Source organism: Thalassotalea euphylliae, from assembly GCF_003390375.1.
Lineage (GTDB): Bacteria > Pseudomonadota > Gammaproteobacteria > Enterobacterales > Alteromonadaceae > Thalassotalea_F > Thalassotalea_F euphylliae_A.
On sequence record NZ_QUOT01000001.1, the window covers coordinates 3,789,061 to 3,812,161 of the forward strand.

At 45.0% G+C, this 23,101-nt stretch carries 17 protein-coding genes and 1 other RNA gene; 10 read left to right on the forward strand and 8 right to left on the reverse strand.

The window, feature by feature from the left end:
• Nucleotides 1-207: 207 nt before the first annotated feature.
• From DXX94_RS16595 to DXX94_RS16605, 3 genes are all read left to right on the forward strand, one after another.
• Entirely contained in the window at nt 208-1,542 is a 1,335-nt protein-coding gene (locus DXX94_RS16595; RefSeq protein WP_116017605.1) for an efflux RND transporter periplasmic adaptor subunit, read from the forward strand.
• Between the two features lie 96 nt (nt 1,543-1,638).
• Nucleotides 1,639-2,319: an ABC transporter ATP-binding protein gene (locus tag DXX94_RS16600; RefSeq protein WP_116017607.1), complete on the forward strand. Its 681-nt coding sequence runs from the start codon at nt 1,639-1,641 to the stop codon at nt 2,317-2,319.
• A 14-nt stretch (nt 2,320-2,333) separates the two neighbouring features.
• A complete protein-coding gene (locus DXX94_RS16605; protein ID WP_116017609.1) occupies nt 2,334-4,853 on the forward strand; it encodes an ABC transporter permease in 2,520 nt (839 codons plus the stop codon).
• Between the two features lie 106 nt (nt 4,854-4,959).
• Here DXX94_RS16605 and metK read toward each other — a convergent pair whose 3' ends face one another.
• A complete protein-coding gene (metK, locus tag DXX94_RS16610; RefSeq protein ID WP_116000977.1) occupies nt 4,960-6,147 on the reverse strand; it encodes a methionine adenosyltransferase in 1,188 nt (395 codons plus the stop codon).
• 256 nt (nt 6,148-6,403) lie between these two features.
• Nucleotides 6,404-7,240 (reverse strand): glutamate racemase, encoded by an 837-nt coding sequence (gene murI / locus DXX94_RS16615; protein ID WP_220348130.1) that lies wholly within the window; start codon nt 7,238-7,240, stop codon nt 6,404-6,406.
• A 151-nt stretch (nt 7,241-7,391) separates the two neighbouring features.
• Here murI and DXX94_RS16620 point away from each other — a divergent pair, with 151 nt between their 5' ends.
• Entirely contained in the window at nt 7,392-8,771 is a 1,380-nt protein-coding gene (locus DXX94_RS16620) for an MDR family MFS transporter (protein WP_116017611.1), read from the forward strand.
• Between the two features lie 80 nt (nt 8,772-8,851).
• Here the strand turns inward: DXX94_RS16620 and ssrS are convergent.
• The 3 genes from ssrS to DXX94_RS16635 form a co-directional block, all read right to left on the reverse strand.
• Nucleotides 8,852-9,035: non-coding RNA, 6S RNA (ssrS, locus tag DXX94_RS16625), on the reverse strand.
• A gap of 154 nt (nt 9,036-9,189) precedes the next feature.
• Nucleotides 9,190-10,398, reverse strand: a complete 1,209-nt coding sequence (locus tag DXX94_RS16630; RefSeq protein WP_116017613.1) for a hypothetical protein — start codon at nt 10,396-10,398, stop codon at nt 9,190-9,192.
• Nucleotides 10,399-10,424: 26 nt separating this feature from the next.
• On the reverse strand, nt 10,425-10,730 hold the full coding sequence (locus DXX94_RS16635) for a cell division protein ZapA (RefSeq protein WP_116002442.1): 306 nt from the start codon (nt 10,728-10,730) through the stop codon (nt 10,425-10,427).
• Nucleotides 10,731-10,966: 236 nt separating this feature from the next.
• Here DXX94_RS16635 and DXX94_RS16640 point away from each other — a divergent pair, with 236 nt between their 5' ends.
• The 4 genes from DXX94_RS16640 (at nt 10,967) to DXX94_RS16655 (ending at nt 15,533) form a co-directional block, all read left to right on the forward strand.
• Entirely contained in the window at nt 10,967-11,533 is a 567-nt protein-coding gene (locus tag DXX94_RS16640) for a UPF0149 family protein (protein WP_116017615.1), read from the forward strand.
• Between the two features lie 51 nt (nt 11,534-11,584).
• A complete protein-coding gene (gene pepP, locus DXX94_RS16645; RefSeq protein WP_258872194.1) occupies nt 11,585-12,916 on the forward strand; it encodes a Xaa-Pro aminopeptidase in 1,332 nt (443 codons plus the stop codon).
• A gap of 45 nt (nt 12,917-12,961) precedes the next feature.
• Entirely contained in the window at nt 12,962-14,215 is a 1,254-nt protein-coding gene (gene ubiH / locus DXX94_RS16650) for a 2-octaprenyl-6-methoxyphenyl hydroxylase (RefSeq protein ID WP_116017617.1), read from the forward strand.
• A 61-nt stretch (nt 14,216-14,276) separates the two neighbouring features.
• Nucleotides 14,277-15,533, forward strand: a complete 1,257-nt coding sequence (locus tag DXX94_RS16655; protein ID WP_116017619.1) for an FAD-dependent monooxygenase — start codon at nt 14,277-14,279, stop codon at nt 15,531-15,533.
• A 119-nt stretch (nt 15,534-15,652) separates the two neighbouring features.
• On the opposite strand, the gene DXX94_RS16660 is transcribed toward DXX94_RS16655, so the two are convergent.
• The 3 genes from DXX94_RS16660 to DXX94_RS16670 are packed head-to-tail and all read right to left on the reverse strand — an operon-like array spanning nt 15,653 to nt 20,897.
• Nucleotides 15,653-18,751, reverse strand: coding sequence for an efflux RND transporter permease subunit (locus DXX94_RS16660; RefSeq protein WP_116017621.1), 3,099 nt, complete (start codon nt 18,749-18,751; stop codon nt 15,653-15,655).
• A gap of 3 nt (nt 18,752-18,754) precedes the next feature.
• Nucleotides 18,755-19,840, reverse strand: coding sequence for an efflux RND transporter periplasmic adaptor subunit (locus DXX94_RS16665; protein ID WP_116017623.1), 1,086 nt, complete (start codon nt 19,838-19,840; stop codon nt 18,755-18,757).
• Nucleotide 19,841: 1 nt separating this feature from the next.
• Complete coding sequence (locus DXX94_RS16670; RefSeq protein WP_116017625.1) at nt 19,842-20,897, reverse strand: efflux RND transporter periplasmic adaptor subunit; 1,056 nt, start codon at nt 20,895-20,897, stop codon at nt 19,842-19,844.
• Nucleotides 20,898-21,494: 597 nt separating this feature from the next.
• Here DXX94_RS16670 and gcvT point away from each other — a divergent pair.
• Together gcvT and gcvH are read left to right on the forward strand one after the other, a co-directional pair.
• Nucleotides 21,495-22,583, forward strand: coding sequence for a glycine cleavage system aminomethyltransferase GcvT (gene gcvT, locus DXX94_RS16675; RefSeq protein ID WP_116017627.1), 1,089 nt, complete (start codon nt 21,495-21,497; stop codon nt 22,581-22,583).
• Nucleotides 22,584-22,689: 106 nt separating this feature from the next.
• Nucleotides 22,690-23,079: a glycine cleavage system protein GcvH gene (gcvH, locus tag DXX94_RS16680; RefSeq protein WP_116000968.1), complete on the forward strand. Its 390-nt coding sequence runs from the start codon at nt 22,690-22,692 to the stop codon at nt 23,077-23,079.
• The last annotated feature ends 22 nt before the right edge of the window (nt 23,080-23,101 follow it).

Sequence of the window (23,101 nt, forward strand, 5' to 3'; positions counted from 1 at the left end):
TTTCTTAGTGCTTTATAAAAAGGCTATAAAAATCAATAACTAACTTTGTTGGTGTGATTCTTGTTTCATTTGTTTTCAATCACTAAAGGTTAGCTCGCAAAGTTTGCGCCAATCACCTCAAATAGCGAATTATTTGAGTGTTGGGTGGTGATAACACAGCTAATCAATAGCCAGAAAGTAATAAGCAAACATTAAGACAACAAGTATATGAGTAATTCATTAAAAGCCGTTACGCCAAAGGCAAATCAAGAGCAGGCGCAGCCACCATATGCAGGGCAAGCAAAAGCTGGAGCCGGTATGGATCGCAAACTAGCAAAGAAAAAAAACGTTTGGCCTAAATTGGTACTCAGTGTAGCCACACTCGGCTTTGTCCTTTGGCTAGGCGTTAATATTAGCCAGCAAACCGGTGGCAAAGTGCTCGCGATTAATAGCGAGCGAGTGGTGATTTCAACCGTTACCAGTGGCACCTTCGAAGATTTTATTCCGGTTCGTGGTCGCATAGCGCCAGCTAAAACCTTGTACTTAGACGCGATTGAAGGCGGTCGGGTTGAACGAATCTTAGTGGAAGATGGTGCTGCGCTTGCCGCAGGAGATTTAATTGTTGAGCTATCCAATGCTTCCTTGCAATTAAGTGTGCTGGGTAATGAAGCGAGAGTGGCAGAGCAGCTTAATAACATGCGCTCGATTGAGCTCAATTTAGAGCAAAATCGTCTGCGCCATAAACGTAACCTGATTGATATTGAGTATCAAATTAAATTGCTAACGCGCCAAGTGGCGCGTGAACAAGAATTAGTGGCTAGTGGCGCTGTGTCAAAATCTCAGTTTGATGATACCCGCGATACCCTGCAGTGGTATATCAACCAGCGGGAAGTGACGCTGGAAAGCCAAGCGTCAGATACGCGTATGCAGGAATCGCAACTGGTCTTTTTAAAACAAACGGGTGAGCGTTTAGAAAGCAACTTGGCGATTTCCCGCGAAAATTTAGAAAACATGAATGTTCGTGCGCCCGTCGCTGGCAAGTTGTCAGGCTTTAATGTTGAAGTGGGGCAAAGTATTGGCCGCGGTGAGCGCTTAGGGCAAATCGACACGCCCAATGATTATAAAGTCACTGCCTTTATTGATGAATTCTATCTTGGCCGCGTTGATCTCGGCCAACAGGCGAGCTATGAGCAGTACCCGCTGACGATCAGCAAGATTTACCCACAAGTGCAAAACGGCCAGTTTGAAGTCGATTTTACCTTCGCTGGTGAGCAGCCAAGCGGCATTCGCCGTGGCCAAACCGTACAAACCAAATTAACACTGGGAGATGCCAGTAAAGCACTATTGCTACCTAACGGTGCTTTTTACCAAGATACCGGTGGTAACTGGGTCTTTGTGGTTGCGCCAGGTAGTAGCGAAGCAATAAAACGCACAGTTCGTTTAGGTCGCCGTAATAATCAGTTTATTGAAGTGCTTGACGGCCTTGAGCAAGGTGAGCAAGTGATCACTAGCCCCTATACCAGCTATCGAGATATTGAGCGCTTGGCGCTTTCTGATAAATAAACGAGCAATTTGCTCTTAATTAGCCAAGCAACTAATCGCAATATTTACCGAGATAATAACAGACTTAATGACAAAATTAACTACAGGAAAAACAAGATGCTAAAACTACATAACTTATCGCGGGTTTATCAAACCGATGAAGTGGAAACCTTAGCGCTCAATGGCGTCAATATTGAAATAGACCAAGGTGAGTTTGTCGCCATTATGGGGCCATCTGGCTGCGGTAAGTCGACCTTGCTCAATACCATAGGCATGTTGGATTCACCTACAGGCGGTCAATACCTATTTAATGGTGAAGATGTCTCAGGCTATGGTGAAGGGCAATTGGCATCGCTGCGTAAAAAGCATATTGGGTTTATTTTTCAAAACTTTAACTTAATTGATGAATTAACTGTGGCGGAAAATATCGAGCTTGCCTTGCTTTATCACAATATCCCCGCCGCTGAGCGTAAAGCACGAGTCACCCAAATCATGGATAAGGTCGGCATTGGTCATCGCGCGAGTCATATGCCAAGCCAACTCTCTGGCGGTCAACAACAGCGTGTCGCAGTGGCACGTGCCATTGTTGGTGATCAGCAGCTGATTCTTGCCGATGAGCCAACCGGTAACCTTGATAGCGCTCATGGCCAAGAAGTGATGGACATGCTGCGCACCCTTAACGATGGTGGCACAACGATTGTGATGGTGACCCATAGCCCAGCACACGCGGATTATGCCAAGCGCACCATTAATTTATTTGACGGCCATGTCGTGACTGAAAACGTTCGGGCGGCCTAAGCGAGGAAGTCAAAATGTTTAGAAACTATTTAGTAACCGCGTGGCGCAATATCGTTAAAAACGGTGTCTTTTCTGCCATTAATATTTTTGGTTTAGCTGTTGGGCTAATGAGCTGTATTTTGATCATGCTATTTGTCCGAGCTGAGACTGGCTATGACAAGTGGTTGCCTCAACATGAGCAAGTTGTTCGTATTCATACCGCCTATACCATGCCAGATAGACAACCATTTTTAACGGTGAGATCGCCAGGTCGAATCATGGAAGCCGTGCGAGATTACGCGCGTGCAGAAGTTGAAACAGGCGTTCGTTTGATTCAGTGGAATTTGACCATTCGCAAAGGTGAAAACATCTTCGATGAGGCCATTACGATGGCTGATGGTAGCTTTTTAGACGTTTTCCAATTGCCTTTTGTTCATGGTGATCGCCAGTCTTCGTTTAGCCAGCCGATGAACTTAGTGGTGACAGAGGCGCTAGCTCATAAATATTTTGGTCGTACCGATGTTGTTGGTGAAACGCTTTCTGTTTGTTGTGTTGGCCCGCAAGGCCCTGCTGACGTAATGATTACTGGCGTTGTCAAAGACCTGCCAAGTGAAACTCATCTTGATATTAATATGCTGTTCTACTTGCAACCGGCACTTTTTCCGCCGGGGAATAATGTGTTGGACACTTGGACTAGCGTAAATGTTTACACTTACTTCAAGTTAAAGCCGCAGGTGAGTGCAGCGCAATTGCAAGAGCGAATCAACTATTGGTTAGATAACGAAAGCCCATTTGGCGCGATGTGGCAGCAACTTGTAGGTGACAAAGCAGCCGGCAGAAAAGTCACAGACTTTTTTAATATCAAAGTCATGAAGCTCACCGATTTGCACCTCAATGCTAAACAGGATGCCGGTAATATGGGCGACTTAACACCGATGGGGGACGCCAATATGATCCGCACTTTCTCGGTGGTTGCGTTAATTGTGTTAATCATTGCTTGTATTAACTTTATGAATTTAGCGACTGCCAAGGCGAGCAAAAGGGCGAAGGAAGTTGCCATGCGCAAAGTACTTGGTGCTTCACGTAAACAGGTGGCGGTGCAGTTTCTCAGCGAAGCGATTATCTTAGTATTTGTCGCGCTATTGTTTGCGGTTGCTGCATCAGAGATAGTATTACCTTTTTACAACCAAATTCTTGGCACGAGTTTGCAACTGCAGCTTTTTGATGATCCAAGTTTGTTACTTGTCCTTATTTCAGTAGCCACTGTGGTAGGTATTCTTGCAGGCATTTATCCAGCATTGTACTTATCACGTTTTCTTCCGAGTCATATCTTAAAAGCGAGTAAGGCCAGTGAATCAGCTAATTCGACAAAGATGCGCGGTGTTCTGGTGGTTGTACAGTTTGCCGCTTCAATAACGTTAGTGGTTGCTACAGTGGTTGTGTATGGACAAACCTTGTACTCGACTATGGCTGATGTCGGCTTTAAAAGTGAAGACAAACTAATCCTTAACGTGCGCACTGCCACCGACAGGTTACAAAGCTTGCGCCAAGAGTTGCTTAGCTTACCCGAAGTAAATTCTGTGACCTTTAGCTCGGAAGCACCGACACAAGACGATGAAAACAACGATCAGTTTAGGCTGCTTGAACCAAATGATTATGGCGATATGGTTGAGCCAATGTTCTTAAACTATCACAACATGGATTTTGGTTTCTTTGAAGCCTACGAGGTTGAACCTATTGCTGGGCGACTATTTAGCGAAGATTTTGGTCGCGATCGTATTGTTCATGCAACTGAAACACAGGAGGCACAACAAGAAAAGTCACAGGCGAGTATTATTCTCAATTTAACGGCCGTGAAAAAGCTTGGTTTTATGAATCCTGAGAACATCATTGGCAAAACGTTAGTCAATCAAAATCATCAGTTCACGGTCATTGGGGTGATACCTGATATTCACTTTCGCTCAATGAAGTTTGGCATTCGCGCAACGGTGTTTACGCTCAATCCAAGCCGTTTTCGAATCGCTAATATTGCTTTTAATACGCAAAATCTACCTGCACTTGTGAATAAGGTGGAAGATATCTGGCAGCGCAATGTTCCGCAGCACCCCATTAATTTGCAATTTTTATCTGAAATGATGGCTGCTCAATATCAAGATGAACGCACTACAGCTCGATTATTTTTAGCTTTCTCTGTACTAGCGATTATTGTTGCCTGTTTGGGGCTTTACGGCTTATCTGCCTTTACCGTCGAACGTCGCACCAAAGAGATCGGCATACGTAAAGTGATGGGCGCAAGTGTAAAAGATATTGTTAAGCTGCTAATTTGGCAATTTTCTAAACCTGTGATGCTCGCCAATATTATTGCCTGGCCACTCGCAGCTTACTTTATGCTAACTTGGTTGCAGGCATTTCCATATCGCATTGATGCGTGGTGGATTGCACCGATTTGCCTAGGCGTTGGCGTTTTATCACTGTTGATTGCTTGGTTAACCGTTGGTGGCAATGCCGCTTGGGTGGCGCGTCGCAATCCCGTTCATGCGCTCAGGTATGAATAACGTCTATCCCAAGCGTTCAAAATCTGAATGTATTTTGAATTCAAGACATAAAAAAAGCGCTAACGTGATTCACGTTAGCGCTTTTTCTTAGTGATATATACTTGGCTTACAAGCCAGCAGCTGCGCGTAATGCATCAGCTTTGTCTGTTTTTTCCCAACTGAATGCGGTGAAGGTTTCACCATCAACAGTTTTTTCATAAGGTTCGCGACCGAAGTGACCGTAAGCTGCTGTTTCTTGGTACATAGGGTGTAGCAAGTCAAGCATCTTAGTAATGCCGTATGGGCGTAAGTCGAAGTGCTCACGAACCAGTTCAACTAGCTTGTCTTCTGCAACTTTACCCGTACCAAAGGTTTCAACGGTAATTGACGTTGGCTCTGCCACACCAATGGCGTATGACACTTGAATTTCACAGCGCTCAGCAAGGCCAGCGGCTACGATATTCTTCGCGACGTAACGACCTGCGTAGGCCGCACTGCGGTCAACTTTTGATGGATCTTTACCTGAGAAAGCGCCACCGCCGTGACGTGCCATACCGCCGTAGGTATCAACAATGATCTTACGCCCTGTTAAACCACAGTCACCTACTGGGCCACCGATCACAAAGCTACCCGTTGGGTTAATAAAATATTTAGTATCGGCAGTTAGCAGTTCTTCTGGTAGAACGTGCTTGATAATGTTTTCCATTACCGCATCGTGCAACATTTCTTGGCTGATGTCAGGGTTGTGTTGAGTTGAAAGTACAACCGCATCAATCGCAACAGGCTTGTTGTTTTCATAAACAAACGTTACCTGTGATTTTGCATCTGGGCGTAACCAAGGCAGTACACCAGACTTACGAACTTCTGCTTGGCGCTCTACTAATAAGTGAGAGTAGTAAAGCGGTGCAGGCATAAAGGTTGGCGTTTCGTTAGTTGCGTAACCAAACATTAAGCCTTGGTCACCAGCGCCTTGCTCTTCTGGTTTTGCACGGTCAACACCTTGTGCGATTTCAGAAGATTGCTGGCCAATCAGATTCATAATGCCACAAGTTTCACCGTCAAAGCCGACATCTGATGAAGTGTAACCAATATCACTGATTACTTTGCGCGTTAGGCTTTCTAAATCAACCCAAGCTGATGTTGAAATCTCACCTGAGATAATGGCAACGCCAGTTTTAACCATAGTTTCACAAGCAACACGAGCATGCTTGTCTTGAGCAATAATTGCGTCTAATACCGCATCAGAAATTTGATCGGCAATTTTATCCGGGTGACCTTCTGAAACAGATTCAGAGGTGAATAGGTGTCTAGACATAAAACCTCAATTATCATTGAAATAGGGTAATTGTTGTCGCTTATGCACATAGTGCAAGCTGCTTGCTACTACGCAATTTCAACCCGATAGGATTTTATTAGTTAACCTAGCTAGCCAATAAGGCTAATGAAGCTAACTAATCGCAATACTAAAAATAGGCCACGACAAATTTTTCGCCATTCTACTCGAACTGAAGATTGATGAAAAGTTTTTTACGCCTAGACGTCTAAATGGCTTTTTTATTCGATAGAGTTTCTTAGCGTGATAGTTGGTGAAAACTCAACTTGCTTGGCCAAAAGGTTTGAATAACTTGCTGTTGCGCTTGCGTTAGTGCACTGGAATAGACTTGGTAACCTTGAGCGGCTGTTAAGCCTTGAATCTCTAAATCGCTTTGCGCCAGCAGATTATTGAGTGTTAGCCGGCGAATAAGCTCATTGGTGACAGGTTGGGCGGTTTCTAGTAACTCAATACCTGCTGGTAAATGAGCTTTGATTTGTTGCTCTATCAATGGATAGTGAGTGCAGCCGAGCACTAAGGTGTCTATCTGTTTATCGACCAGTGGGGCGATAAAGCTATCGAGTAGCGCTTGGCAAGTGTCACTTTCATGGTCGCCTTGTTCAATTTGTTGCACTAGGCCGGGGCACGGTTGAATATGTACTTGTGCATCTTGCTTGTAACTTTCAACAAGCCTGAGAAAGCGATCATTCTTGGCCGTAGCTTGTGTCACCATTATCCCAACCGACTTGGCTTTAGATTGTTTCGCTGCGGGCTTTATTGCTGGCTCTACGCCAATAATCGGTAACGTATATTTTGCGCGCAGCTCTTCAATTGCGACGACAGTTGCCGTATTGCAAGCCACAACAATGGCTTTCACCCCTTGCTTTATCAGGAAGTTAGCAACAAAGTCAGCTCTGGCTATAATGTCTTTATGGCTTTTGTCGCCGTATGGTGCAAAGCCACTGTCTGCGACATAAATTAGCTGCTCATTTGGCAAGTTTTGCGCAACACAACGCGCAATGGAAAGTCCACCAATACCTGAATCGAAAATACCAATAGGAGTCTGTGTGTTGCAGCTAGCCTGAGTTGTTACCATGTCACCCATTTATGTGATCAAAAAGCAAAGTTAATAGAAAACGTTGCCGTTATAGGGAGTTTTACTGGTTTTGTAAAGTAACTTGGCGAGGTACTTGCGTGTATTGATAGGGTCCAGGTGTCGTTGGCTTCGTATAAAGCAGAGAAATTCAATGGAAAGTAAAGTGTCGTTCAACCAGCTAAAACAGTTTCCAAGGTTGATGTGGATCGTGCTCTTTGGCGATTTAATCACTCGTGGCAGCTTTTATATGGTGTGGCCGTTTTTGGCGGTGATGCTGTATAAATCGTTTGGTATTTCGGCCACGCAAGTTGGGTTAATTTTATCGGGCGCTGCGGTAATTTCTGTGTTTATTGGCTTTTTCGGCGGCGCGCTGTCAGACAAATTTGGCCGAAAGATCATCATGTTTAGCGCTGGTAGCCTGTACGTGATTTCATTCGTGTTATTAGCCAATGTGGAAACTGTTGCAGGCTATGTCATTGTTATCGCACTTTGCTCTATATCCAAGGCGATTTGGGATCCACCCACTCAAGCATTAGTGTCTGATATTCTACCCGATGTACAAGTGCGCGAATTAGGCTTGCAAGCCCGCTACTTTGTGATCAATGTTGGTTGTGCAATTGGTCCAATGGCTGGCGTATATATCGGTATTACTGGTCAGCAGTCGGGTTTTTTAGTGACAGCAGGAGCGTTTGCTTTATGGATGCTATTGCTTGCTTATGGCATGCGACACTTTGCGAGATACCAAGCAAATCGCCAAGCTAATCAACAAGCGAATCAGCAAGCTAGTCAAAGAGAGATAGAAGCGAAAAACGAAAGAGAAGTTCAGCAAGAAGCTGCTAAACAACCGCAAGATTCCGAGTCGAAAACCACTCAAAAAGCGTCATACAAGCCTAAATCCAATATGCTGGATACTCTTAAAATACTGGCCAAAGACAGGGTACTGCAATGCTTGATTGTCGCCAATATCATCTGCAAGTTTGTTTATGCTCAGATGGATTCAACACTCATTCAATACCTTACCCGAGCAGATGTACCAGAGTTGATGAAGCTTATCTCTAGTATGATTTTTGCCAATGCGGCAGTTATTGTTTGCTTGCAGTTCGTGCTGTTAAAAATAATGGCAAGGCTATCGCTAACAAGCCGAATTCAAGTGGGTTTAGTGTTGCTGGCACTTGCGCAAGTGTGGATGGCGATAAACCCGGTTACGGCTTTTTGGGGATGGATTGGCGCAGTGGTTATTCTTAGTATTGGTGAAGCCATCTTGTTCCCGACCATGAATGTCCATATTGACCGTCTAGCGCCGACTCATTTGCGCGGTGCTTATTTTGGTGCGGCATCTTTTTATTATATTGGCTTTGCCTTAGCACCGTTAGGTGGTGGTGCCATGCTCGACTTCTTGGGCGGTGCCTGGGTCTTTGTAATAGCAGCACTATTGGTGTTGCTGGTTATGTATTTATACTCAATATTGGATACGTTAACGCGACCAAATTTTGCCGAAGCCGAAAAGGCTTCAAGCCGTGCAAGGAGGTAATAAATAGCTTGTATTAGAAGTAGTTAACCAACTAGCTTAAACAACGTTTGCAGAAAAGTAGTTGGGATAAAAAGAAAAGAGCTGCTTCCAGAATGCCGTAGCCAACGTCAGCCCTTGAACACCGTGTGCTCAAGGCGGGAATCAATATACTCACCGTAGGCTTCTCGGTACAAGCCGAGCTTGCTCAATAGCCAGTAAATGAAACCCTGGGGTAAAGATTATCGGCTCAGGGACATAGTTAACTTACGCACATCCCAGAAGACAGGTGTTGAGTATAGCAAATTCTTATTACGGATTAAGTAATTTATTGGCTAAATGGATCGTTTGCCGACCTTTTGAGCTAAGTGATTAATTCTTGGTAGGAGTTTGTTTATTCGATTGTCGCTTAGCTTGTCTAACCGGCCTCTTAGTCGGCTTTTTATTGGTTAAGAGGACAGGGCAGATAATCAGGGTTGATAGATTTTAGCTTCGCTTCGCTAAGCAAAGCGCTGACTGCCGCTTGTTCGCCAAACAGTTTACCGTTTTCTAGCCAAGTGACCATCAGCTCTTGATCATATTGCATTAGCGATTGAGCATTGACCCAATCTTGGTTGTATAGCTCGCTGTAACGTTGCTGGTCAAGCGCTGTCTGCTCGGCGAGCGCTTCGTCGTCATCTAATGTTCGGTAAATTTCTTTAAGCAATCCCGAACCGAAGCTTTGCAGATCGACATTCTTGCTATTGCCATCAAGTGACTTTGCCAGCCTCAGGCAGCTATCTTGGTACTTATTGAGGTTGCCCGTGCAGAAGTCGACTAAATAGCTCAGGTTATTCAATTGCGCTGAGGCCAGTTCATCGGCAGTGTTCCTCAGCTTAGTGTAGGCAATATCGATGCGGCCGATGCTGGTACTGAGGAAAAGGTCGACATAATTAAAATAGTAATTGTCGAAACGACTTTTACTGGCTGCGATCTCAAGATAACGAATAAACTGGCTTGGCTTTCGTTGAACTAGTTTATTGGTGGCCAGTTGCAGCCACAAATAGCCATTGTCGTTGTCTGACTGCGCTACCAAGGTATCGAGTTGCTCGCCGCAGCCTTTGTCATGAGGCAATTGCAAACAGGCCTTGAGCAGTTGATGTACGGCGATACTGTCGTTTGGGTTGTCTTGCAGGTAGTCACTAAAAAACAAACGTTTATGGTGATTGCTGGCGCCGCTATCGGCCGAAAATATGTAACCTAGTTTGCGCAGCTCAATATCATCAACCGCGTAACCTTCATTAAAAAATGCCGTTAATTGGCTATCAAGTAGTTGATGCTCTTGATCGGTGAACTCAGCAAATGGACAACGCTTAATCGCTGACGCTTCTGTCGCTTCATCATCATCGAGTGAGCTTTGTGCATCATTTATGTTGTCAGTAAGGGGATTGGCTTGTGTCTGGCTATTTTGCGAGGCTTGAGCTTGCAGGCTAAAGCTGTCTGCCCAATGTGTTGACTTATTTTGGCTTTCAAGCTGGCTATTTGTTTGGTTGGTAGAATGATTAGCAGAGTGGCGATCGCCACTAGCGGTTTGAGGTGTTGCAGCTTGATACTGCCAATACAAGATAATGGCAAGGAGTAAGCTAATTGCCAGCCACACCTTGCTATTCATGATAACTTGTTCCGATTTAGACCAAGTTATGCAGACTTATCGATTTGCGAAACCAAGGCTTGTTCAATGGTTTCCTGCAATAAGTTGATTTGATTTTGGGTTTCTTGCTGTTCAACTTCTCGCTGCTTGTTTGCCGCAAGCAAATCATGAGCAAGATTAAGCGCGACCATAGTCATTGCCTGCTCTGTTGTCGCAATGGTTTCGCTGTCGCTATATGCAGCCAATCGCTTGTCTAGCTCGGCAGCGGCGGCGAACAACGCACTTTCTTGCCCACTTGGACAACCGATTTTAAGCTTTCGACCTGCGACGGATATTTCAACTTTATTGCGCATTGGCGGAGCGAATTCCTTATAAATCAATAATAACCTCGAACTATAGCCATCTGAAAAAGCAGATGCAAGTAGTTCGTTACGCAAGCTGGTGAATTTACTGAGTTTGCGGCATTTTTTGTTGATCAAACGCCAAATAAGCTGACAAAAGCCTGTGCTTAGGTGTTTTTAACTGGAGTCAAATGGCTTGGCAATGGTACGATTAGCGGTATCTAATACCATGACATTTGTGAACTTTTATGTCTGATCAATCTTTACTCGACTTTGCTGATTTGCAAGCCACATTAAGTGCAGAAAGCCTGCAAGCGCACGCTAGTGAACTTCACGGCGTATTAACTGGCTTAATTGCCTCAGGTTATGAATTTGAAAGCACTGATTACATTGCCATGCTTAACGATATGTTTAACAACGGCGAGGGCTTTCCATTGGCGGTTAAATCGGCCATCAAGCAAGTGTACAGCGAAATTTGGCAGTCATTGCTAGATGACTCGTTTGGCTTCAAATTAATGCTGCCTGATGATGACGATACCATCGCAGAGCGCGCCAATGGCTTAGGTCACTGGGTACAGGGCTTTAACCTTGGCTATGGCTTGCAGCAAAAAGACAATGCTGTGGCGTCTGAAGATGTTAAAGAAGTGCTGTCTGACTTTAGTGAAATCGCTAATTTATCTGATGAAATTGATGACGATGAAGCCACTGAGCAAGCTTATTACGAAATTGCGGAGTATGTAAAAGTCTCTGTTTTACTCTGCTTTGCTGAGCTTGCTAGCCCGCCAAGCACTGACGATAAAAAAACGATTCACTAATCATTTATTAAGCTAACTATTCACTAACCGAGAAATGTCATTAGGCGGTTCATGCTAAAACATACATTGTTACCTGTTGAAGAATTCGTTGCGCGCCGTCAAACCATGTTTGACGCGATGCCAAGCAACAGTATTGCCATCGTAAGCGCTGCGCACGAAGTAACGCGCAGCAATGATACCGAATATCCGTTTTGTCAGAATAAAAACTTTTACTACTTAACGGGTTTTAATGAGCCTGAAGCAGTGTTGATGCTGGTTAAGTCTGCCGAGCAACAAAGTGTACTGTTTTGCCGCGATAAAGATCCACAAATGGAAGTCTGGCACGGTCGCCGCGTTGGTCCTGAACTTGCCAAGCAAGAATTTGGTGTTGAGCAAGCGCTTAGCATCGATGATATCGATGAATTTGCGGTTGAGCGTTTTTCACAGGTCGACAAAGTGTTGTGCTGCTTTGATAACGGTGAAACGATGTCGCTTGCCACCGACTGGCTTTCGCAAGTTGCCGCTAAAAGTCGTATTGGCAAGCATGCGCCAGCGAGTTTAGTGAATTGCGCAGCGCTTATTCACGAACTTCGTTTGCATAAAACCGAGCGTGAAATTGCCTTAATGCGTCAGGCGAACGTGATCAGCGGTCAAGCACATCAAAGAGCGATGCAAGCCACGCAAGCGGGTAAGTTTGAATACCAAATTGAAGCAGAGCTTCTGCATGAGTTTGCCGTGAATGGCGCGCGGTATGCCGCGTACAATTCAATAGTTGCCGGTGGCGACAATGCCAATATTTTGCATTATACCGACAATAATGAGGCATTAAATGACGGCGACTTGCTATTAATTGACGCAGGCGGCGAACTCGCTGGCTATGCTGCTGATATCACGCGAACGTTTCCAGTGAGTGGCAAATTTAGCGAGCCACAAAAAGCGATTTATCAGCTAGTGCTTGATGCGCAGCAGGCGGCAATTGAGGCTATCGAACCCGGTAACACACTAGCAGCGCTTAATGATCTGGTTTGCGATATCTTAACCAAAGGCTTATACGACCTTGGTATTTTAGAGGGCGATTTAACCGAGCTAATTGCTGATAAAGCGTGTAAGCAGTACTTTATTCACGGTTTAGGCCACTGGCTAGGGTTAGATGTTCATGATGTTGGGGATTATCACGCCAATGATAAACGCCAGCAGTTGCGCCCATTTGTTGCAGGCATGGTGATGACCATAGAGCCGGGCATCTATATTCCGAAAGGGAGCGATGTTGCAGACAGGTGGCAGGGCATAGGGGTTCGTATTGAAGACAATGTGCTGGTTACAGAGCGCGGTTATGAAAACCTAACGGTTAACGCACCCAAAACGGTTGATGCGATTGAAGCATTAATGGCTGAGTCAAACTAGGTTCTAGTTAGTGAAAGCAGTGGTATAAGCGGTGAAGTTAGCAATATGAGCCAAAGCACTTCAAAACAAACGAAAGAACAAACTGAACAGCAAGTCGATGTCAGCATTGTCGGTGGTGGCTTGTCTGGTTTATTGATGGCGGTTAGCTTGTTAAGACAGCCTAACATAGCTCAGCACAGTAAACTTGCCATTATTGAAGCCGCCAATCTTGAACCAAGCCAAATGAATCCCTTTGATGATCGCGTGCTAGCGCTTTCCCATGGCAGTGTTGAGTACCTGCGTTCGCTTGGTGTATGGACGCTAATGGCAGATGATGCTAACCCGATTGAAACGATTCATATTTCAGATCGTGGCAACTATGGCAAGGCGCGCATTAACGCAACAGATCACCAAGTTGAAGCGCTTGGCTATGTTATTCCGCTAGCGAGTATCGCCAATGGCTTACTTACTGCACTCAAAACAGCCGATAAGCATAACAAGCCAATTCAATGGTACACCTATAGCCAAATTGAACAGCTAACTATCAAGGCTGAGCATACCGATATCAAGCTAGCTGCTGGCGCTCAAGCTGAGCCGATTGATATTGAGGCAAAGCTTGTAATCGCTTGTGATGGTGGCCAGTCGCTGTGCCGCAAGGTTGCGAAAATTGGCACTTCACAACAAGATTATGGGCAATGGGCGGTGATCGCCAACGTTTGTCCAGAGCTACCGCACAATAATCGCGCTTTTGAACGTTTTACTGAACATGGGCCGATTGCTATGTTGCCAATGACCAATCAGCAATGCTCATTAGTTTGGACTTTACCACCAGAGCAAGCGCAGCAGGTAAGCGAGCTTGACGACAAAGCATTTTGTTTGGCACTTGAACAGGCGTTTGGGCGCTGGCTTGGCAGTATTCAGTCAACCAGTAAACGTTCTATTTTTCCGCTCAGTTTAGTGCAAGCCGAGCAGCAAAGTTATCACCGCATGGCACTGGTTGGTAACGCGTCACACACGATTCACCCCATTGCAGGCCAAGGTTTTAATTTAGGGCTACGAGATGTCAAAGTACTGGCTGACTTAGTGCAGCAGCAAATCGCCAGCGGCGAAGCTGACCTAGGTAATGCCAAGTTACTTAATCAATATCAAGTTATGCGCGAATCCGATCAGCAAGCGATTATCAAGCTCACCGACTCCATGGTAACCTTATTCTCTAATGACTTACCGCCGCTGTTGGCGGGACGTAATATTGGCTTGAAAGTCATGAACTATCTCTCGCCTTTGCAAAAAGCATTTGTCAATAAAACGATGGGTTACTAAAGCTTGTGAGTTGCGGCGTTTGAGGGTTACTAGCGCTAAGCGCGAGATACAGGAATAAAGAATGCAGAAATACGATTTGCTGATAGTCGGCGGCGGTATGGTTGGCTTAAGTCTAGCGTTAGCGGTGCGCAAGTTAACCGATTTAACGGTTGCCATCGTTGAACCACATCAGCCAACAGAATTAAGCGATGAGGCAGAGTTGCGAGTTAGTGCGATTAACGCTGCCAGTGAGCAATTTCTTAATAATCTTGGCGTATGGTCAGCAATTAGCCAGCAGCGTCTGCAGCCCTATAGCCATATGCATGTTTGGGACAAGGCGAATATCGGCGCTTTAGATTTCGATATCAATCAATTAAGTGACGCGCGTAATCGCGAGAACTTAGGTTATATCATTGAAAATAAAGTGATCCGCAATGCGCTTTGGCAACAAGCCGAGGCCAATAACGGGATTAGTTTATTGACCAAAGAGCCACTGCAAAATATTGCCATGGGGGATCACGAAGTATTCGCCAGTTTTGCCAGCCAAATGCCAGTTATGGCCAAGTTGGTAGTGGGCGCAGATGGCGCAAACTCTTGGCTGCGTCAACAACTTGATATGGCGATGGCGTTTCGCGACTACGACAATCATGCGTTAGTGGCGACAGTGGATTGTCAGTTAGGACATCAAGACACCGCATGGCAAGTGTTTCTGCCAGAAGGGCCGCTAGCATTTTTACCGCTTTATAATACCAATCAATGCTCGATTGTGTGGTCGACTTCGCCGCAAGAAGCCGAGCGCTTGCAGCAGTTAGACGTTAGCGAAGTATCAAAAGCGCTGACTGCTGCCTCAGATGGCAAGCTAGGCCAAGTGACGTTAGCCAGTGACCTGCAAAGCTACCCACTGACCATGCGATTAGCGCATAAATTTACCAAAGGGCGCGCTGTGCTCATTGGTGATGCTGCGCATACGATTCACCCACTGGCAGGGCAGGGGGTGAACCTAGGGCTGCAAGATGCTGCCAGTCTTGCTCAGCTTATTAGCGAGCATTATCATCGTGACAATGGCTCGCAAGCAAGCGCTAATGGCCCGGATAGTGTTAACAGAGCATGGCACAGCGATAAAATGCTTAACCAATACAACCGCTGGCGACGCGCAGAAGCGCTTGAAATGGTCACGGCGATGGAAGCGATCAAACAAAGTTTTACGCCACAAATCGCACCGATTAAACTACTACGTGGCCTTGGCATGGGGTTAATCAATCATATTCCGGCGGTGAAACAGCAAATGATTAAACAAGCAATGGGACTTAGTGGCGACCTGCCAGAGATTTCTCAATAAGTTGACTCATACCCTTAATCAACCGTCTAAGCAATTCTCAAACACGCATTAAAAAGGCCAGCTTTCGAAGCTGGCCTTTTTATTTGTCTTTTTATCTATTTAGCGGGCTAGTGCCAATCTTAATTCTTGTATACATCTTCCAATGGTCGGTATTGGATACCGTGGAATAAACAGAATAGCACTGGTACAACAATTAGCGTAAGGATTGTTGCCACACCTAAACCGAACATGACCACAGCCGCCATCGATTCGAAGAAGGCGTCAACCAAGAGTGGCATCATACCTAAAATCGTCGTAATCGCTGCCATAGAAACTGGACGAACACGACTAACCGCTGAGTCAAATACTGCCAGGTAAGGCTCTTTGCCAGCGGCAAGTTCGCTGTTAATTTGATCGAGCAAGACAATACCATTTTTCAGTAGCATCCCAGATAAGCTCAACATACCCAGCAGCGCCATAAAGCCAAACGGTTTATCCAGCACTAACAGGCCAGTGACGATACCGACTAACGCAAGCGGTACACAAGCCCAAATCACCAGTGGCTTTTTAACCGCATTGAACAGGAATACAGTGATCAAGAACATTAACAAATAGCCAACAGGTAGCGAGGCAAATATCGCTTCAGAAGCGTCTTGCGAGTCTTCGTATTCGCCGCCCCAGTTAATGCTATAACCTTGCGGCAACTCAACAGCTTCCACTTGCGCTAAGATTCGATTACGCAACGAATCAGCGGTTTCATTGGTTTTAAAGTCTGGATCCATCATGACCGTGATCATACGTTTTCTGTCTTTACGCATAATGATCGGGTCTTCCCAACGAAGTTCTGTGCTAGTAATCACTTGATTAATTGGCACTAACTGGTTGTAAATTGGTGACCAAATTTGAATGGTGGATGCCGACGATGGACGTTCATCTTCCGGTGTACGTGTCACGATTGGCAATAATGAAGTACCTTCTTTATATAAGCCAACCGTTAACCCTGAAAGGTTCATTTGCAAGGTGTTATCAACGTCTTCCTTGGTGATTCCTAAGCGACGTGCTTGGGTTTCGTTGAATTGCGGCTCAAACACTTTAGTGCGCTCGCGCCAGTTATGGCGAACGTTTACCGTACCGCCGGCTTCACGGAAAATACCAATCACTTCCGTTGCTAATGTGCGTAGGGTGTCTGGATCTGGACCTGTAATTTCTACTTCAACTTTTGCCGCAGGCGATGGACCAATTTCTAAGCGCTTAAATTTATTGAGCAGCTCAGGGTAGTTTTGGTCGATATATGCTTGTGCATTTTCCATTGTCGCTAGAACGTTGTCGAATGAGTCAACACGTACCATTAGCTGAGCATAAGCCGCGTAACTGCGCTCTGTTTCGTAGGTCAACATAAAGCGCTGCGCACCTTGGCCAGTGGTTGAGGTCACGTGTTCAACCGCATCATAGCTCATGACTTGCTGTTCAATTTCTTGTGCAATCTCATAAGTATGGCGAATATCGGTGCCTTCTGGCATCCATAAATCCACCAAGAAAATAGGCGTAGTTGATGGCGGGAAGAAGGCTTGTTTAACCGAACCAAAAGCGACAATGGATAGGGCAAACAAGGCAACAACCGTAATGATGGTTAACGCTTTAAAACGCATACAAATGTTTAAAAACGCTTTGTAGAAAACAAAGATCGCGCCTTTGTAAGGGTCATCTTGCTCAGAGCCGTTGTCACCGTCTTTGTTACTACTAAGTAGCGAAGTTGGCGTTTCTTTAAATAATAAGCTGGCAAAAAATGGTGTTAAGGTCACCGCCGTTATCCAGCTAATAAAGAGCGAAATTAGTAGAACCCAGAACAAGCTACCTGCAAACTCACCAGTGGCGTCAGGGCTTAAGCCAATTGGCGCAAAGGCAGTAATGGCAATCACTGTCGCACCCAGTAGTGGCCAAATAGTCTGTTTAACAATGGCATTGGCGGCTTGCAGTTTCGTTTGCCCTCGTGCTTGGCCAATCAGTATCCCTTCGACGATAACGATGGCATTATCCACCAGCATACCCAGAGCGATAATCAATGCACCTAGCGATATACGTTGCAGGTTAATGTCGTACAGGTTCATCACCAAGAAGGTGCCTAGTACGGTAAGTAATAAGATCCAACCAATTAATAGGCCAGACTTAATGCCCATAAAGACGAGTAACACAACGACAACGATAACCACCGCTTCAATTAGGTTAAGCATAAAGGCGGCAACTGAGTTATCTACCTCTTTAGGTTGGTTGTAGATTTCACCGACCACCATACCTGCAGGGCGATACTGCTCCAGCTCTGCCATACGTTGCTCAATGCGAGTACCAACATCAACTACGTTAACACCTGTAACAAAAGAAACACCGATGTTAATGGCTTGGTTACCGTTATAGTTAATTAAGTTGCGCGGTACTTCTTGGAAGCCTTTGCTGATGGTAGCCACGTCTTTTAGGTAGATCAGGCGATCGCTGCTCGGGCTAGAGATAATTAAGTCTTCAAGTTGTTTAACTGACTTAAACTCACCTGTAGGGTGCACATAGATATAATCTGGCCCGCTGCGCATTGCACCAGCGCTTTGCACAACATTTTGTGCACGTAGCACATTGTAGATAGAACCCGGTGGTACACCTAAGTTAGCCAGTTTATTGGCAGAGAGTTCGATAAATACCGTTTCTTGTTGCTCACCAGCAACTTGTACTTTTGAAACACCATCGATAAGCTCAATATCGCGCTTGAGAAAATCTACATAGTCTTTTAAGTCTTGGTAACTAAAGCCATCACCGGTAACGGCCCACATAATACCGTAAACATCACCAAAATCGTCGATGACTTGTGGCTCATTCACACCCGGCGGTAATTGCGCTTTGATGTCGTTCACCTTGCGGCGCAGCTCATCCCAAATCTGTGGCAGCTCATCAGGTCCGTAAGTATTTTTCATACTGACGGTAATTTGTGATAAACCGCGGCTATTTATTGAGGTGATTTTGTCGATGTAAGCCAGCGTCATTAGCTGCTTTTCAATGACATACGATACTTCTTCTTCCACTTGCAGTGGTGAAGCACCCGGATAAGAGGTGTTGATCAAGGCATCTTTGATCGTAAAATCAGGGTCTTCTAATTGACCTAAGCCGAAGTAGGCATGCGTGCCGCCAACGAGCAAGATCAACGTAAACATCCAGCTGATCACTTTGTTCTTAATAAAATATTCAGCGATACTCATCGACTAAGCCTCCTTCTCGGCAACAATAACTTCAGTTCCACGGCGCAAATAATGCAGCCCTTTGGTGATCACTTTATCACCCGGCTTAATATCGCCAATGACTTCAACATGAGACTTATCAACAAGTCGACCAAGGGTAACTTCTACTGGCTCAACTTGTGTGCCGTTAAGGCGCCAAATAATTGAAGTAAAGCTTGATGATGAATAGCTATCAGGTAATACCACAGCATGCAGCGGCACCACTGAGTAATAAGCTGAATCGCGTTCAATTTGTGCTAAATCTAAAGAAATACTACCGGGCATACCTTGAATCACTGGTTTTGCCTGCGTAGATGGCATTTCCAATACTAAGGTGAAGCTGCGGTTTTCTTCATTTTGCTCTGTAGTGTGCTCTTTGTATTCCGCTTTGAATACTTGGTCAGGGTAGGCATCAAGCTTGACATCAACCGTATGTTGTTGGCCGTCGACTTTTTGCTGATCAGCGCTAGCAACTAAGATATCAGGCATATCAACACGCACTTCCACCATGTCGAGTTTGTGCATAGTAATGAGCGGGCGACCTATGGTCGTGGCTTGGAAGCGCTCAATGGCAACGTCAGAAATAATGCCATCAAACGGTGCACGTAAATACACATAATCTAATTGACTTTGTGCGTAGTTGTAGCGAGCAAGGGCAATTTCATAACGCGCTAAAAGCTCGTCATAAGTGCTTTCTGGCATATTACCGCGATCTACCATTTGTTTGGCACGTGCTGCCTGTACTTTCGAAAGTTCAACTTTTGCTTTCGCTTCACTTACCGCAAGTACTAATAAGGTGTCGTCAAGCTTGGCAAGTAATTCACCTTTTTTAACTTCCATCCCTTCGGTGGCAATCAGCTCGTTTACTTCGCCATTAAGCTGGAAGCTTAACTGGGTTAATTCACTGGCGTGAACTACGGCTGGAAAGGTTTGTAGTTTTTCATTGCTGATTTCAGGAATGGTTTCAACATTTACTCTAATCGGTTGTACTTGCGGTGTAGGTGCAGGAGTGCAGCCTGCAATCGTGACAAGGGCGAATAATACTAGTGCTATTTGATTGTAGAATTTCATATTATAACCCTCGCTCCTTAACCCACTCAGTCACTGTTTGACCAGCAGTCAGCTCGTTAATCCCAGCAGTGACAATGCGGTCACCATCAAGCAAACCACTTACTAGCTTGCCGTCTTTTGAAAGTTCAATGCTGACACGTTCCAATTGATTATCAGTGCTAACGCGCCAAACAAAATGTTGGCCGTTTTCGTTGATAACTGCACTGTTAGGAATGCGTTGTGTTAAGCTGTCTTCACTAAGCACAAGTTCGACGTTGGCTGTGGCTGCCATACTTGGGTATAGATTCAAGTCGTCAGGGCTTGGCATCGTCATGGTAACGGTGAAGGTGCCTGATTCTGGATCTGCGATCGTTTCAATCTCTTTAATAGATACTGTGTATTGCTGATCTGGTTTTACCGCAAAACTGACAGTTGGTTGGTTCACTTGCAAATGCGAGCGACGCAAAGCACCAATTAAACGTTCAGGTATTTCCATTACGACATCAACGGCATTTTCCGATTGAATTGACATCACGGGTTGCAATGCTTGCACGTATTCATGTGCTTTGAAGTAGGTGGCGGCAACACGGCCATCGTATGGAGCTGAGATATGGGTGTATGAAAGGTCAGTTTTTGCTTGCTCAAGTTCATTTTCGGCGACTTTGAGCGCAGTTTCAGTTTGGTCAAATTGATCTTGTGAAATTAACTGTTCATCAATTAATGCCTCTGAACGTTCATGTTGCACTTTGGCCAGTTGATAATCTGCTTGGTGTCCTTCTACCGCAATTCGGTAATCGGTTGGCACCAAGTCAATAAGTGGTTGTCCTTGTTTAACCAAAGTGCCGGCGCGCACATGAAATTTGGCAATTTTGCCTGGTACTCGAAACGATAAACTCGCTTGTTTACTGGCTTCAACTTTCGCGGGAAAAGCCTGTACCTTAGTGGTTACCAACTCTATGTTCATCATTTGTACCGCTCTTATGGTCGCGGAATAATCAACGCTAGGTGGCTCGGAGCAACTGGCGGCAAGCAGTGCCATCAGCATTACCCCCAGTGCATTTTTCTTGTTATTAATCATACATTCTCCAGTGATGTCATGCTGGCTAGACTTAACTATGGCACAAAATTATTAATTATCTGCCTTTCAAATATGTCAGCAGTTAAGCTAAATAAAGCAAAACTGAGCTTACTAGCGTGTTATCACAACAAGATGACAAGAGTTGTGATTTGCTAATTACTTGCTAGGTCTAACAGGTGTCCAATGTCGGTGACAATTGTCTGTTTTTTTGGCGGTTAATGCTGTTAACGATTGTTATCAAAGTGTTAGGCAATTGCTGTAGAGCGAATTGTCAATTATTCATTAAACGAATGTTGATAATGATTGATTTTAATTTCGAACAAGAAGAATTATTGAAATAAAATTTTGTTTACAGGTTTTAAGTTGATTTATGTTTCATAAACGGGCGTTGGGTTGTTGAATCAACAAGCGTGCTTGATTATACTTTTCGTTAATTTTTGTAAATCGTTAGCGACTATACAGCGACTAGTCAATGATTAGGCTTGGGCGAGCAACTAAAGCATCGCGAAATTGCCTTTGTATATTGGCTAAAGATTAATATCAACAAGCTCACCGAAACTTCTATAGTTAATGTGATGCAAACCAAGAGTGTGCACTATGACGAATAAAACCGTACTCCACGCCAAGCATATCGAAGCGGGCGCAAAAATGGTCGACTTCTACGGCTGGGACATGCCAATTAACTACGGCTCGCAAATTGAAGAGCATCACGCAGTGCGCCAAGACGCCGGTATGTTCGATGTATCACACATGACCATTGTTGATATTAAAGGTAACGATGCTCAGGCTTTTCTACGTCGTTTAGTGATTAACGATGTTGCGAAACTTGATGTGGCGGGCAAAGCGCTTTACACCGGTATGTGTAATCACGAAGGTGGCGTAATTGACGACCTGATCATTTACTACTTCTCAACTACTGATTACCGCTTAGTGGTTAATTCGGCTACGCGTGAAAAAGATTTAGCTTGGCTTGCTGAGCAAGCAAAAGACTTCAGCGTCACCATTACCGAGCGTCCAGAATTCGCCATGATTGCTGTGCAAGGCCCAACAGCGAAAGAAAAAGTAGCAACCTTACTTAATGACGAACAAAAATCTGTTGTTGAAGGCATGAAGCCATTTTTCTCAGCACAAGCTGGTGATTTATTTATCGCAACGACTGGCTACACAGGTGAAGCTGGTTATGAAATCGCGTTGCCAAACCAGCAAGCGGCAGATTTATGGCAGCAACTACTTGATGCGGGCGTAAAACCTTGTGGTTTAGGTGCGCGTGACACGCTTCGCTTAGAAGCGGGTATGAACTTATACGGTTTAGATATGGACGAGTCAATCTCACCACTAGCGGCAAACATGGCGTGGACGATTAGCTGGGACGACGAAACGCGTGACTTTATCGGTAAAGAAGTAATTGCTGCGCAGCGTGCTGCTGGCGACCAACCTAAGCTTGTGGGTTTAGTGCTAGAAGAGAAAGGCGTATTGCGCTCAGGTTTGAAAGTAATCACTGAACACGGCGAAGCTGTAATTACATCTGGTACTTTCTCGCCAACCTTAGGCCACTCAATCGCCATGGCGCGTGTACCGCGTGCCGTTAAATTAGAAGACACCGTGCAAGTTGAAATGCGCAAGAAGTTGGTGGACGTGAAAGTGATAAAGCCGTCGTTCGCCCGCAATGGCAAAAAGGCGTTCTAAGTCAAATTTGCCATTAAAAGATTAGTTGATCTGTGAACTAATTCCTCTATATTTTTAGTGGGATTATTCACTTCACAAATTACGTTAAATATTAGGAACAAGAAAAATGAGCAACATTCCTTCTGAGTTAAAGTACGCAACATCACACGAGTGGGTGCGTAACGAAGGCAACGGTATTGTGACTATCGGTATTACCGAGCACGCACAAGAATTACTGGGCGATATGGTATTCGTTGAGTTACCAGAAGTAGGCGACAGCGTGAGCACTGGTGACGATGTTGCAGTAGCTGAGTCGGTAAAAGCAGCGTCAGACATTTACGCGCCAGTAACTGGTGAAGTGGTTGAAGTTAACGAAGACCTAGAAGACTCACCTGAGCTAGTAAACTCAGACGCTTACGGTGACGGCTGGATGTTCAAAGTAAAAATTGAAGATGAAAGCGAGTTAGAAAGCCTACTAGACGCAGAAGGCTACGAAAACTCAATTGACGAAGACTAATCGTTAACACACATATACAAGC